Here is a 13,758-nt window from a genome sequence, read left to right as displayed (position 1 = left end):
ATTACCCCGCGTGTGGCGGCGTTTCTTGCGGTTGCTCACAATTGAATATCAATGATTTTTATTATCATTATTGATTTCGTCATCTGTGCTAGCATAGCGCTCCGCAATTGCAGAATCCCCGTTTAAAGATGTGGTGAACAACCGATGAGTAGCAAACCCTCCATCCTGCTTGATTTCAGCCTGTTGAAAACTAACCGGGCTTTCCGCGCGGTGTTCTGCGCGCGCTTTATCTCCATTGTGGCGCTGGGGTTGATGGCGATCGCCATCCCGGTGCAGATCCAGGCGCTGACCGGTTCCACCCTGCAGGTCGGGTTGGCGGTGACGCTGGCCGGCGGTGGCATGTTCGCCGGGCTGCTGATGGGAGGCGTATTGGCCGATCGCTATGAGCGGCGCCGGCTAATCCTGTTCGCACGTTCCACCTGCGGCGTCGGCTTCGTCGGCCTGTGCCTCAATGCCCTGTTGCCGTCGCCTTCGCTGGCGGCCATTTATCTGTTGGCGGTGTGGGACGGTTTCTTCGGCGCGGTGGGGGTGACGGCGCTGCTGGCGGCCACGCCGGCGCTGGTGGGCCGCGAAAACATCGTGCAGGCGGGCGCCATCAGCATGCTGACGGTGCGCTTCGGCTCGATTCTTTCCCCGGCGATTGGCGGCCTGGTGATCGCCCATATGGGCATTGCCTGGAACTATGGCCTGGCGGCGTTCGGCACCCTGCTGACGCTGCTGCCGTTGCTGAGCCTGCCGCAGCTGATGCCGCCACCGCAGCCGCGTGAACACCCGCTGCGCGCGCTGGCGGGCGGCTTCGCCTTCCTGTTCCAGAACAAGGTGATCGGCATGGTGGCGCTGATCGGCGCGCTGCTGACCATGGCCAGCGCGGTGCGCGTGCTGTACCCGGCGATGGCGGAAAGCTGGCACATCGACGCTGCCCACCTCGGTTATATGTACGCCGCCGTACCGCTCGGCGCGGCCATCGGCGCGTTCACCAGCGGGCGCGTGGCGCACGTGGCGCGCCCCGGCTGGGTGATGCTGCTGACGGCGATCGCGGCATTCGCCGCCATTGGCCTGTTCGGCCTGATGCCGTGGTACAGCCTGGCGTTGCTGTGCCTGGTGGCGTTCGGCTACCTGAGCGCGCTGAACTCGCTGCTGCAATACGGCCTGATCCAGAGCCTGACGCCGGACAACTTCCTCGGCCGCATCAACGGCCTGTGGACGGCGCAGAACGTGGTGGGCGATGCGCTGGGCGCACTGCTGCTGGGGGCGATGGGCGCCTTCATGCTGCCGGCGATGAGCGCCAGCGGTTTCGGCTTCGGCGCGGCGCTGCTCGGCATCCTGTTGCTGTTCGCCATGACCGGTTTGCGCCAGGTGACGCTGCACAAACCGGAGCCGCAGAACGAGCCTCAGCCGACCAGTGAAAAGTAACTCGATGCGTTAATGCGACGCTGTGGGGACATAATGGCAATGCTTATCATCGGCATGCGTAAAACCCACAGCGTTTATGTCATGATTTCGAAATGAAAGAAGTGCTTACGTTTATTGACATAGCAAATATCGGCGAGTAATTTAGCGCGGAATTAACTCAAATGATAATCATTATTATATTGGTTATCACTTCAAAAGATGAGGGCGAAGCGATGGATACTGCCGTGAACGACATCAATCGAAAGGAAATGCAGGAGCGCGAAGAACACCGGTTCGCCGCTGATTTTTCTCCGGCGTCGGGCTTCTTCTTTACCTCCCCTTTCCGCAGCTTGACCACCACCGGTTGTTTCAGCCGCATTCGCCTGCCGGCCGCGGACGGCGCCGATCTGAACGGCGAGTTCCAGCGCAGCGTACGGCAGGCGTTTGCCGAAGCCCGTCAGGCCGGCATCAAAAAACCGCTGCTGTGCGGCGCCATCCCGTTCGATACCCGGCAGCCTTCGGCGCTGTTTATTCCGCAGCAGAGCCGCTGGTTCGATCGCGCCGCTTTTATGGCTGGCGTTCGGCCGCCGGCGAACGGCCCTGAACTGGCCGGAGTGACGGAGCTGCCGCCGCAGCAGCCGTTTATGAAGATGGTCAGCGATGCCGTCGACGCGATGAAGGCCGGTGAGCTGGATAAAGTGGTCTTGTCGCGCCTGCTGGAGATCGAAACGCGCCAGCCGGTGGATCGCCATGCGCTAATGGCGCGCGTGATCGCCCAGAACCCGCACGGTTTCCATTTCCATGTGCCGCTGGAGCAGGGCGCGCTGTTGGGCGCCAGCCCAGAGCTGCTGCTGCGCCAGGACGGCGGCCGTTTCTATTCCAACCCGCTGGCCGGTTCCGCCCGGCGCGAGGCCGACCCGCAGCGCGATCGCGAAGTGGGGGAGCGTCTGATGGCCTCGGCGAAAGATCGCCACGAGCATCGCATCGTCACCGAAAGCATGCGTGACGTGCTGGCCGGCCGCTGCCGCTACCTGAACGTGCCGCACACCCCTGAACTGCTGACCACCACGACGCTGTGGCATCTCTCCACGCCGATCGACGGCGAGGCGGCGTCTCCTGACGAAAATGCCCTGTCGCTGGCCTGCCTGCTGCACCCGACGCCGGCGCTGTGCGGCATGCCGACGGCCGAGGCGCACGCCCTGATCGGCAAGCTGGAGCCGTTCGATCGCGGCCTGTTCGGCGGCATCGTCGGTTGGTGCGACGACGAAGGCAACGGCGAGTGGGTTGTGACTATCCGCTGCGGCACCGTTGACGGCAACCGGGTACGGCTGTTCGCCGGCGCCGGCATCGTGGAAGACTCTTCACCCGAATCTGAATGGCATGAAACAGGCACCAAACTCAGCACCATTCTGCGTGCCTTTGGTATGAATCAAGGATAACGACAAGATGAGCATTGCCTTTACCCCCTGGCCGGCGGAGTTCGCCAGCCGCTATCGCGAGCGCGGCTACTGGACTGACAAGCCGTTGACCGAAATCCTCGACCGCCAGGCCAACAACGACGCCCCGGCGATTATCGATGCCCAGGGCAGCCTGACCTACCGCGAGCTGCAGCAGCGTTCCGATCGCCTGGCGGCTGCTTTACTGCGCCGCGGCGTGAAATCCGGCGATACCGCGTTGGTCCAACTGGGCAACGTGGCGGAGTTTTATATCGTGTTCTTCGCGCTGCTGAAGATTGGCGTGGCGCCGGTCAACGCGCTGTTCAGCCATCAGCGCAGCGAACTGAATGCCTATGCCGAGCAGATCAAACCGGCGCTGCTGATCGCCGACCGCCAGCACGGGCTGTTTGCCGACGATCAATTCCTGAACGCCTTCCGCGATGCGCATCCTTCGCTGCGCGTCGTGGCGCTGCGCAGCCAGCCCGAGGGCGAGCTGGCGCTTGCCGCCTGGCTGGACGAAGCCAGCGACGGTTTTGTCGCGCAGCCTTCCGCGGCCGATCAGGTGGCGTTCTTCCAACTATCCGGCGGCAGCACCGGTACGCCGAAGCTGATCCCGCGCACCCACAACGATTACTACTACAGCATTCGCCGCAGCGTGGAGATCTGCCGTTTCGACGCGCAGACCCGCTATCTGTGCGCGCTGCCGGTGGCGCACAACTACCCGATGAGCTCGCCGGGCGTGCTGGGCGTGTTTTATGGCGCTGGGCTGGTGGTGTTCGCCGCCGATCCGGACGCCGCGCAGTGCTTCCGCCTGATCGAACAGCACCAAATCAACGTGACGGCGCTGGTGCCGCCGGCGGTCACGCTGTGGCTGCAGGCGATCGAAGAGTGGGGCGGCAATGCCCAGCTTGCCAGCCTGAAACTGCTGCAGGTGGGGGGCGCCAAGCTGGGCGAAACGCTGGCGGCGCGCATTCAGAACGAAATCGGCTGCCAACTGCAGCAGGTGTTCGGCATGGCGGAAGGGCTGGTGAACTACACCCGGCTGGACGACGACCAACGCCACATTCTGACGACGCAAGGGCGGCCGATGTCGCCGGACGACGAAGTATGGGTGGCGGATGACGACGGCAATCCGTTGCCGGCGGGCGAGGTCGGCCGGTTGATGACGCGCGGGCCTTATACCTTCCGCGGTTACTACCAGAGCCCGGCGCACAACGCCGACGCCTTCGACGCTGACGGTTTCTACTGCTCCGGCGATCTGATCAGCATCAGCGAAGACGGTTACATCACCGTGCAGGGGCGGCAAAAAGACCAGATCAACCGCGGCGGGGAGAAGATCGCCGCCGAGGAGATCGAGAACCTGCTGCTGCGTCATCCGGACGTGATCAACGCCGCGTTGGTGTCGATGCCGGACGCGCTGATGGGGGAGAAGAGCTGTGCCTATATCATCGCCAACGCGCCGCTGAAGCCGGTGGTGCTGCGCCGCCACCTGCGGGAGCAGGGCGTGGCGGACTTCAAACTGCCGGATCGCTTTATTCAGGTGGACAGCCTGCCGCTGACCCCGGTCGGCAAAGTGGACAAAAAACGGCTGCGCCAGCAGCTCGACGCGCAACTACAGACTCAGGCTCAGGGAGATTAATCGATGGCCATTCCAAAACTTAATGACTACGCGCTGCCGACGGCGGACGAACTGCCGCAAAATAAAGTCACCTGGCAGGTAGAACCGCAGCGCGCCGCGCTGCTGATCCACGATATGCAGCAGTATTTCCTCAATTTCTGGGGCGAAGACAGCGCGCTGATCAAACAGGTGGTGGAGAACATCGCCAACCTGCGCCGCTACTGCAAACAGCAGGGCATTCCGGTGTTCTATACCGCGCAGCCGAACCAGCAGAGCGATGAAGACCGCGCGCTGTTGAACGACATGTGGGGGCCGGGCCTGAATAAGCACCCCGAGCAGCAGGCGGTGACCGCCGCGCTGGCGCCGGACGAAGACGACACGGTGCTGGTGAAATGGCGCTACAGCGCCTTCCACCGCTCGCCGCTGCAGGAGATCCTGCAGGAGTCCGGCCGCGATCAGCTGATCATCTGCGGCGTGTATGCGCACATCGGCTGCCTGACCACCGCCATTGACGCCTTCATGCGCAACATCCAGCCGTTCATGGTGGCCGACGGCCTGGCGGACTTCTCGCGCGACGAACACCTGATGGCGCTGCGCTATACCGCCGGCCGCTGCGGCCGGGTGGTGACCACCGCGTCGCTGTTGCCGGCGGCAGGCATTGCCAGCATCGATGCGCTGCGTCAGCAGATCCTGCCGCTGCTGGACGAAGACAGCGAAGACATGGGCAACGATGAAAACCTGATCGATTATGGCCTGGATTCGGTGCGCATCATGGAGCTGGCGACCCGCTGGCGCAAGATCCGCGGCGACATCGACTTTATCGCGCTGGCGCGCAACCCGACCATCGACAGCTGGTGGGCGCTGCTTTCCGAAGAGAAAGCCTGATTTTAATAACGATGAGAGGGCGGCCGCTCGGCTGCCCCGTTGGCTCTATAAGGAGATTTCGATGAATGCTTTGATCACCAAGGGAAAACGCGCGGCATTCCCGCTGATGCTGCTGTCCACGCTGCTGTTCTCCAACTCGTTGCTGGCGCAGACTGCGCCGGAAGTGCTGCGCAAGCCGGTTGGCAAGGGCGCCTATGAAATGGCCTACAGCCCGAGCGAGAACGCGCTCTACCTGGCGACGTCGCAGAGCCGCAAGCTGGACAAGGGCGGTATCGTCTACCGTCTGGATCCGACCACGCTGGACGTGACCCAGATTATTCATAACGACATCAAGCCGTTTGGCGCCGCCGTCAACGCTAAAACCGGCACGCTGTTCTTCGGTAACACCGTCAATAACTCGGTGACCGCCATCGACGCCAAGACCGGCGACGTGAAAGGCCGCCTGGTGCTGGACGCGCGCCAGCGCTCTGAGACCGTCAAGCCGCTGGCGCCGCGCGAGCTGGTGGCGGATGCCGACAGCGATACCCTGTACATTACCGGGCTGGGTGAATCCAGCGTGGTGTGGGTGGTGGATGGCAAGGATCTGACCCTGCGTGCCACCGTGACCGACACCGGCAAATACGGCACCGGCCTGGCGCTGGACGCCGCCGCCAAGCGCCTGTACGTCACCAACGCCGACGGCGAGCTGGTGACCATCGATACCCAGAGCAACAAGGTGCTGTCGCGCAAGAAGCTGGATGAGGCTAAAGAGCACTTCTTCCTGAACATCAGCCTGGATACCGCCACCCATCGCGCGTTCATCACCGATTCCAAGCAGCCACAGGTGCTGGTGGTGGATACCCGCAGCGGCAACATCCTGAGCAAGATCGACGTACCGGAATCGCTGGCGGTGCTGTTCAACCCGGCGCGCAATGAAGTTTACGTGACCCATCGCCAGGCGGGTGAAGTGAGCGTGATCGACGCCAAGAGCTACAAGGTGCTGAACACCATCAAGACGCCGACCCACCCGAACAGCCTGGCGCTGTCGCCGGACGGCCAGACGCTGTACGTTAGCGTCAAGCAGGCTTCCAGCCGCGAGAAAGAAGCGACCGCGCCGGACGACGTGATCCGCGTAGCGCTGAAATAATCCCGCGCAGGGTAAACCCCCTCGAACAGGCGAAGCGGCGACGCTCAGCCTGTTTTTTTTCGCCGTGCGATCTGCGGTATAAAGTGTGGATTGCCTTATTGATCCGAAGGAACGTGGGTTATGCCTGCTTCACGCACACCGCTGTTGTTGTCCGTTATCACCCTGCTGCTGCTGGCCGCGCTGATCCACAGCGGCATCAGCCCCTACGATCGCACCACCTGGTTGATGGAGGTGGCGCCGGTATTGATTGTTTTGCCGTTGCTGTGGCTGACCCATCGCCGTTATCCGCTGACGCCGCTGCTCTACACGCTGATTTTCTTCCATGCGCTGATCCTGATTTTCGGCGGCATGTACAGCTATGCTCGCGTGCCGCTGGGCTTTGAGGTGCAGCAGTGGCTGGATCTTGGCCGCAACCCGTACGACAAACTGGGGCATTTCTTCCAGGGATTGGTGCCGGCGCTGGCGGCGCGCGAGATCCTGCTGCGCGGCGGTTATGTGCAGGGCCGCAAGATGCTGGGCTTCGTGGTGTGCTGCATCGCGCTGGCGATCAGCGCGGTGTATGAGTTGATCGAGTGGTGGGCGGCACTGGCGCTGGGCCAGGGCGCCGACGAGTTTCTCGGCACCCAGGGCGACCCGTGGGACACGCAGTCCGATATGTTCTGCGCGTTGCTCGGCGCGATAGCCGGCCAGTGGCTGTTCGGTGGCTGGCAGGGTAGGCAACTGCGGCGTTTAAAAGAGTAAGCCTTGTTGCGTTAAGCCTAGTGAAAATAGCGACTTCTCGTGCCGCCCAGTATTTTCCGGGCGGCATTTTAATGTCGACATGATAAGAAATAGATAATCATCAGTTAAATGTTTGGCACCCTTTGATACAGCACAATGTTATTTCTTATATTTATGATTATTTAGCTTTTTATGCGTTTTTCTAGGAATTTTCTTAACTCACGCCGTGTGCTACTATTCTCATGTTTAACAAGGGCTAATTATTATTAATTAGTTTTTTGAGCGGGGAATAATGAGATACATAATTAATAATAAGATTAAATATCATGAAGATAGATCAGAGTTGGTGGATATCAATGCTGAGCTACCGCCTCAACCGCTCACCGCCACCCTGAACCGCCTGCTGTCCACATTGGTCAGAAACAATAACCTGGTGCTCTCCCGCGATACCCTGCTGACGCAGGTATGGGAAGCGCACGGCCAGGTGGCCTCCGGCAATAACCTCAATAACACCATTTCCATCCTGCGCAAGATGTTCGCCGCCCTGGGCGAGGACGAGATTATCGTCACGCTGCCGCGCCAGGGATTTATGTTTACCGCCACTTCGTTGAAGACGACGGACAGCCTGGCGGAGAGTTCGTCGGAGCCGCCGATCCCGGCGGCTGCAGAAAGCGCCTTGCCGACCAAGCCGCTGCGAGCGCAGCGATTTAAGCGCCTCGGGTTGGCCGCGTTGCTGCTGTTGGCGGCGGGGAGCGGTCTGTGGGCCTGGCAGGACGCCGGCTATGCGCCGATCAGCACGGTAAGCGTAGGCAACATCGGCAGCTGTGAGGTGAAGTTCATCGCTTCTTATCATAAGACCGGTTCCGGCAAGGCGGATTTGGCGCACTTGCAAACGTTGCTGGATAAACGAAATCATATTCACTGTAGTGAACCGGCGACGCTGCTCTATTACGACAGCCAGTCGGTGGTACCAGGCAGCGCAGAACGCGTGCGATCTTCTTACTTCTTTTATTGTCCGCAGACGGCGATGGCGGCGGGCAAAGCGCAATGCGAGAACTACTATGAAAGTCTGGAAAAATAACCGGATATGGCATTACCGTTACGCGCTGTTAGTCTTTGCGGCGCTGGCCTGCTGTTGCGCCGCCGCTTATGTGCTGTTCGCTATGCCGCAGGTGCCGGAATGCCGGGCGTCGATGCGGGTGCATAATCAGGATAAAGATGCGGCGATGGAGCGTGTGCTGCTGGTGAGCATCGTGCCTGAGGGCGCGCGACAGCTCACTATGTTGATGAGCGGCAGTTTTTTTGATGGTGATACACGTTATGTGGTCGATCGCTCCGTGGAAATGAGTTACCAGCGTCGCGGCAGCAACTACACCATGTGGGTAACGAAAAATACCCGCAAGCCGCAGGACTCTGTTATTCGCGAGGATATGAATCGCCGGTTACCTATCGCCGGGCAGCAGCTGCATATGCGCATCGAGCGTATCGATCGGCATCACTATCTGTTTACTGATAACCATTCGCCGCTTTTTGTCTGCGTGACTGGCGCATAACGGTCACCCCCAGAATTACTGGGGGGGCCGATGTTGTCTCTGACCCTGGGTGTCAAGAGCGAAAAGATTAAGGTGGATTGCCAGCTATATAGTTATATTGATGCAAGGGCTGTTGCCGGTACGCGGGCAGTAGGTGACCTGCTGTTCATCCTGGTTAGTGCTCTCATTAAGAATGTTCGCGTAATAATAGACGTCGGCCCGCGTACGGCAATTGAAGCCCGCCTGTTGTATCACCTGCTTGATGTTCTCCAGGCTGCCTCCACCTAAAGTCATGCTGTACACCTGGCAGCTTTGGTAATTCCCAAGGGGATAAACGCTGATGCGCGTGCTGTTTTGATACAGCACAATGATGGCAAAAGGCACCAGGCAGGCAGCGGCAATCATTATTAAGCGTTGTAATGCTCGTCGGATGCCGGGGGGAGAAGTCCCGGGGGGCGGCGTAGACGCTATTTCCGTTTCACGATGCTTTTCTTCTCTATATATTTCCACCTTATTTTCATTCGCTTCATGAATATTTCTAGCAATGAATTTAAACCCCTGACGTGGATAGGTAACGATAATCTCCTCGGCGCCAAACTGCGCCAGTGATTTACGTAAACCGGAAACGTAATTGTTTAAGTTATTGTTGGAGGCTTTCAGCCCATGATCGACCCAAACATCATTAAGCAACCTCTCTCGCAACAACAGCTTGTTATTATTCTTGATGAATAACGAAAGCAGCCTGCTGGTCGGCTTCAGTAAAGCAATTCTATTGCTGGCATTATCGATATGCATCAATGTGCCTTCCTCCTCGTTATAGAGGATGCTCTCATTTATAATGAAAATCATTTTATTTACCCGTCAACTTACCTGTCGAGAGATTATTCTGAGACCTCTGTGTCCTTTTTTCAATCCCTTGAGCTGTGGGTCAATAGGATTTTTCTATATATTCGTATAATTGAAATGAAATGTTTATCTGCTTACAAGTTTTTTAATATAAATACTGATAATTAAATTCTATTTATCGGAGTTATAATCTATTTAACTGTAATTTTTTAGATAAAAATCCTGTGTTTTTATATTTTTGCGATATAACGTTTCAAATTGAGGCCGCTAAGTGTAAATTTGTTTTCACTGATACGGGGCGCGGAAACGCAGCGTATTAGCCACGGAGACAATGCGCAGGAATCTCAGGAATAAAGCTGCCGCATTGCATGCGTGACTTAAGGATTTAATTTACTCCACTACTTACTAAGGAATGTAAGGAATTTCTATGAAACTGAACAAAATTATGATTGCAGCGGTATTGGCCTTCGGCGCTTCTTCTATGATGGCCCAGGCAGCGAATCAGGGTAGCGGTACCGTCACTTTCACCGGTGAAATCATCGATGCGCCATGCTCTATCGCTCCGGGCGATATCGATCAAACCATTAAAATGGGGCAGATCTCCAACCTGAGCCTGAAAGACGGCCGTGAGTCTCAATTAAAACAGCCGGTTACCATTACGCTGCAAGACTGCACCAACGCCACACAGAAGACAGTGCAGACCACCTTCACCGGTCAGCCTGGTGGCGCGGCTGGTAACGATAATAAAATGATCGCGTTTGGCAGCGGCAGCACTGCCAAAGGGGCGAGCATCGTTATGACCGATGACGAAAACGGTAATGCCGTGATTGAGTTGGGCAAGGCGACTGCAGGTCAGGGTATTAAAGCAGGCGCGGAAACAGCAGAGCTGAACTTCACCGCCTTCCTGAAAGGTAATGGTGGTGCTTTGGATACTATCGTTCCGGGTGCATTCACCAGCGTGGTTAACTTCGCGCTGAACTATCAATAAGCGCTTTATCTGAATAATGCCAGCATGCGGGGTAGCCCGCATGCTTTTCCCTGAATGAATTCCTGTTTGCAAGGGATAATCTCTATGGCCCTGATTGGCAAAAATATAGTGGCGCCTTCCCTATTGGTCGCAATTTTTACGGCCCAGGCGATGCCGGCAACGGCCTCGGTTATTGGCTGGGGAAGAGTCAATATGGAAGGCGCTATTGTTAACGCGGCCTGCGCCATTGAGTCGGCCAGCCGTGATCAAACCATCGACATGAAAATCTTGCCGGTGGAACAAATTTCCCGCGATGGGCACGGGCTAACACGTCCCTTTACGCTGAAATTAGTGAACTGTGGGTTGTCGGGTGATAATTCCGCTAATTCTGGGCGCCAGCATTTCCGCATGATATTTGACGGTAATGCAGAAGGAAAAAATTTCGGCGTCATCGGCGATGCCCGTGGGGTGGCGTTACGCATTGTCGATAACATGGGCACAGATATTTACCCTGGGGTGCCGATGTCAATAGAAAATACCCTGACAAAAGATTATCGCTTGAATTATTCAATGCAGCTGGTGGCTAACAGCCAGGTATTACGCACAGGGGATTACCGCTCCGCCATTCGTTTTAAATTGGATTACTACTGATTATAAATAAATTAAAGGTTGGCGGGATCATGGATGCGAGAAAATTTAAATCGGGGGCGCTCCCGTTAAGTTTATTAGGGATATGTATTTCTCTGGCTCTCTGCGGCCTGGCGTTGCCGGGGCGGGCGGATGATGCGATTCAGTTCAACACCGACATCCTGGATATCAACGATCGTAAAAATATCGATCTCGGCCGCTTTTCCAAAGGCGCCTACATTATGCCGGGTAAGTACAGCATGACGGTAGTGGTGAACAAGCAGTCATTGGATGAGCAGCCGGTGGCTTTCTATCCGCCGGAAAACGATCCCGATGGCAGTGCGGCCTGCGTTTCGCCGGAGCTGGTTGAAAAACTGGGCCTTAAAACCGAGTTTCTCAAGCAGCTGCGCTGGTGGCATAACGAGCAGTGCCTGGATCTGAGCAGCCTCAAGGGCATTGAGGCCAGGGGCGATCTGGCGGTGTCGGCGCTGTATCTGAACATTCCCCAGGCCTATTTAGAGTACTCCTCGCCGGATTGGGATCCGCCGGCGCGCTGGGATAATGGCATTCCCGGCCTGCTGCTGGACTACAACCTGAACGGCCAGGTGCAGCAGAACCGCAACGGCGGCGGCCAGACGCAGCGTCTGGGCGGCAATGGTGCGGTGGGCGCCAACCTGGGCGCCTGGCGGCTGCGGGCCGATTGGCAGACCAGCCTCAATCACCAGACCGGCTCGGGGGAATCGAGCCAGAGAACGTTTGACTGGAGCCGCTATTACGCCTTCCGCGCGTTGCCGCAGTGGGGCGCGCGCCTGGCGTTGGGAGAGGATTCGCTGCAGAGCAACCTGTTCGACAGCTTCCGCTTTACCGGCTTCAGCCTGGTGTCGGACGACAACATGTTGCCGCCTAACCTGCGCGGCTATGCGCCGGAGGTGACCGGCATCGCCAAAACCAACGCCAAAGTCACCATCAGCCAGCAGGGCCGCGTGCTGTATGAGGCGCAGGTCGCCGCCGGGCCGTTCCGCATCCAGGATCTGAGCGACTCGGTGATGGGCAAGCTGGACGTAAAGGTTGAGGAACAAGACGGCAGCGTGCAGCAGTTTCAGGTGGACACCGCCAGCATTCCTTACCTGACCCGCCCTGGCATGGTGCGCTTCAAGTTTGCCGGCGGCCGGCCGTCGAACTGGGAGCATCAGGTGCAGGGGCCGACCTTCGCCACCGGTGAATTCTCCTGGGGGGTCAGCAATGGTTGGTCGCTGTACGGCGGGGCCATCGCCGGCGGCGATTATAACGCGCTGTCGCTGGGGCTGGGGCGCGATCTGCTGGTGCTCGGTGCGCTGTCGTTCGACACCACGTATTCGCGGGCCAGATTACCGATCGACGACGGCACCAAAAAAGGCGGCTCGTACCGCTTGAGCTATTCGAAAAGCTTTGATGAATACGACAGCCAGATCACCTTCGCCGGTTATCGCTTCTCGGAACAGAACTTTATGACCATGAGCGAATACCTGGACGCGCGTTATCACGGCTTGCGGAATGGCAAAAGCCGAGAAATGTACACCATCACCTTTAACAAGCAGTTCCGCGATTTGGGGGTCAGTACCTATCTCAACTACGACCACCAGACTTACTGGGATAAGCCGACCGACGAACGCTACAGCCTGGCGCTGTCGCGCTATTTCAATCTGGGATCGTGGAAAAACCTGAGCGCCTCACTCTCGGCCTATCGCAATAAGTCCAGAGGGACCAACGACGACGGTATGTATCTGAGCCTGACGGTGCCGTGGGGGGGGGATGCCAACCTCAGCTACAGCAGCTCGTGGAACCGTAACAATAACAACCAGCGGGTGGGTTACTACCAACGGTTGGATGAACACAACAACTACCAGTTGACCGCCGGCACCTCGCGCAGCGGTGAATCCGCCAGTGCGTTTTACAGCCACGACGGTGACGCGGCACGTATTGACGCCAACGTGAGTTATCAGAGCGGCCAATACTCCTCGCTCGGCATGAGCCTACAGGGCGGGGCAACGTTAACCGGCCAGGGGGCGGCGCTGCACCGCAGCGGGAACTTTGGCGGTACCCGCCTGATGCTGGACACCGATGGCGTAGCCGGGGTGCCGGTACGTGGCTATGGCGCCACGAGCCGCACCAACATGTTTGGCAAAGCGGTGGTGACGGACGTCGGCAACTTTTACCGCAGCCGGGCGAGCATCGATCTGACCAACTTATCGGACGAGGCTGAAGCGACGCAGTCGGTGGTGCAGGCGACGCTCACCGAAGGGGCGATTGGCTACCGGCGCTTCAACGTGATTTCCGGCCAGAAAGCCATGGCGGTGATCCGCCTGGCGGACGGCAGCACGCCGCCGTTTGGCGCCGAGGTGTTCAACCGCCGCAGGCAGCAAACCGGGATTTTGAATGACGGCGGCAGCGTTTACCTCAGCGGTATCCGCGCCGGTGAACAAATGACGGTGCATTGGGAAGGGAAGGCGCAATGCGAAATTGATCTGCCGGCGTTGCGCACGGATGTCGCTCTGAGCGATCTGCTGCTGCCGTGCCGGCGCGTGGCCGCAGGCAGTGAAGGCCAGGCAGATGCCCCGGAAAACCCGTAA

12 protein-coding genes are annotated in these 13,758 nt (G+C 58.3%); 11 read left to right on the top strand and 1 reads right to left on the bottom strand.

The annotated features are described in order from the left end of the window. The first annotated feature begins 144 nt into the window (after positions 1-144). The 8 genes from entS (at position 145) to ACJ8HA_RS20805 (ending at position 8,730) form a co-directional block, all read left to right on the top strand. Positions 145-1,413 (top strand): enterobactin transporter EntS, encoded by a 1,269-nt coding sequence (entS, locus tag ACJ8HA_RS20840; RefSeq protein WP_442515489.1) that lies wholly within the window; start codon positions 145-147, stop codon positions 1,411-1,413. A 212-nt stretch (positions 1,414-1,625) separates the two neighbouring features. Next, positions 1,626-2,831, top strand: a complete 1,206-nt coding sequence (locus ACJ8HA_RS20835) for an isochorismate synthase (RefSeq protein WP_048325772.1) — start codon at positions 1,626-1,628, stop codon at positions 2,829-2,831. Between the two features lie 7 nt (positions 2,832-2,838). After that, positions 2,839-4,467 (top strand): (2,3-dihydroxybenzoyl)adenylate synthase, encoded by a 1,629-nt coding sequence (locus tag ACJ8HA_RS20830; protein ID WP_442515488.1) that lies wholly within the window; start codon positions 2,839-2,841, stop codon positions 4,465-4,467. 3 nt (positions 4,468-4,470) lie between these two features. Next, positions 4,471-5,331, top strand: a complete 861-nt coding sequence (locus ACJ8HA_RS20825; protein WP_004930014.1) for an isochorismatase — start codon at positions 4,471-4,473, stop codon at positions 5,329-5,331. Positions 5,332-5,392: 61 nt separating this feature from the next. Further along, positions 5,393-6,457 (top strand): 7-bladed beta-propeller protein YncE, encoded by a 1,065-nt coding sequence (yncE, locus tag ACJ8HA_RS20820; protein ID WP_025304971.1) that lies wholly within the window; start codon positions 5,393-5,395, stop codon positions 6,455-6,457. Positions 6,458-6,577: 120 nt separating this feature from the next. Beyond that, a complete protein-coding gene (locus tag ACJ8HA_RS20815; RefSeq protein ID WP_049204134.1) occupies positions 6,578-7,198 on the top strand; it encodes a DUF2238 domain-containing protein in 621 nt (206 codons plus the stop codon). Positions 7,199-7,523: 325 nt separating this feature from the next. Next, positions 7,524-8,258: a winged helix-turn-helix domain-containing protein gene (locus ACJ8HA_RS20810; RefSeq protein ID WP_239665983.1), complete on the top strand. Its 735-nt coding sequence runs from the start codon at positions 7,524-7,526 to the stop codon at positions 8,256-8,258. Then, positions 8,239-8,730, top strand: coding sequence for a hypothetical protein (locus ACJ8HA_RS20805; protein WP_442515487.1), 492 nt, complete (start codon positions 8,239-8,241; stop codon positions 8,728-8,730). Before ACJ8HA_RS20810 ends, ACJ8HA_RS20805 begins: the two co-directional genes overlap by 20 nt. Before the next feature lie 84 nt (positions 8,731-8,814). On the opposite strand, the gene ACJ8HA_RS20800 is transcribed toward ACJ8HA_RS20805, so the two are convergent. Further along, positions 8,815-9,558, bottom strand: coding sequence for a winged helix-turn-helix domain-containing protein (locus ACJ8HA_RS20800; RefSeq protein ID WP_043142398.1), 744 nt, complete (start codon positions 9,556-9,558; stop codon positions 8,815-8,817). 424 nt (positions 9,559-9,982) lie between these two features. Here ACJ8HA_RS20800 and ACJ8HA_RS20795 point away from each other — a divergent pair, with 424 nt between their 5' ends. The 3 genes from ACJ8HA_RS20795 to ACJ8HA_RS20785 all read left to right on the top strand — a co-directional run bounded on the left by ACJ8HA_RS20795 (position 9,983) and on the right by ACJ8HA_RS20785 (position 13,758). After that, a complete protein-coding gene (locus tag ACJ8HA_RS20795; protein WP_043143780.1) occupies positions 9,983-10,543 on the top strand; it encodes a fimbrial protein in 561 nt (186 codons plus the stop codon). A gap of 84 nt (positions 10,544-10,627) precedes the next feature. Continuing rightward, positions 10,628-11,173: a fimbrial protein gene (locus ACJ8HA_RS20790; protein ID WP_442515486.1), complete on the top strand. Its 546-nt coding sequence runs from the start codon at positions 10,628-10,630 to the stop codon at positions 11,171-11,173. A 29-nt stretch (positions 11,174-11,202) separates the two neighbouring features. After that, positions 11,203-13,758, top strand: coding sequence for an outer membrane usher protein (locus ACJ8HA_RS20785; RefSeq protein ID WP_169540546.1), 2,556 nt, complete (start codon positions 11,203-11,205; stop codon positions 13,756-13,758).

The organism is Serratia sp. CY33802, from assembly GCF_052169095.1.
Classification (GTDB): domain Bacteria; phylum Pseudomonadota; class Gammaproteobacteria; order Enterobacterales; family Enterobacteriaceae; genus Serratia; species Serratia bockelmannii.
Note: the sequence above shows the minus strand (reverse complement) of the source record. Positions and strands in the feature narration are given on the sequence as shown.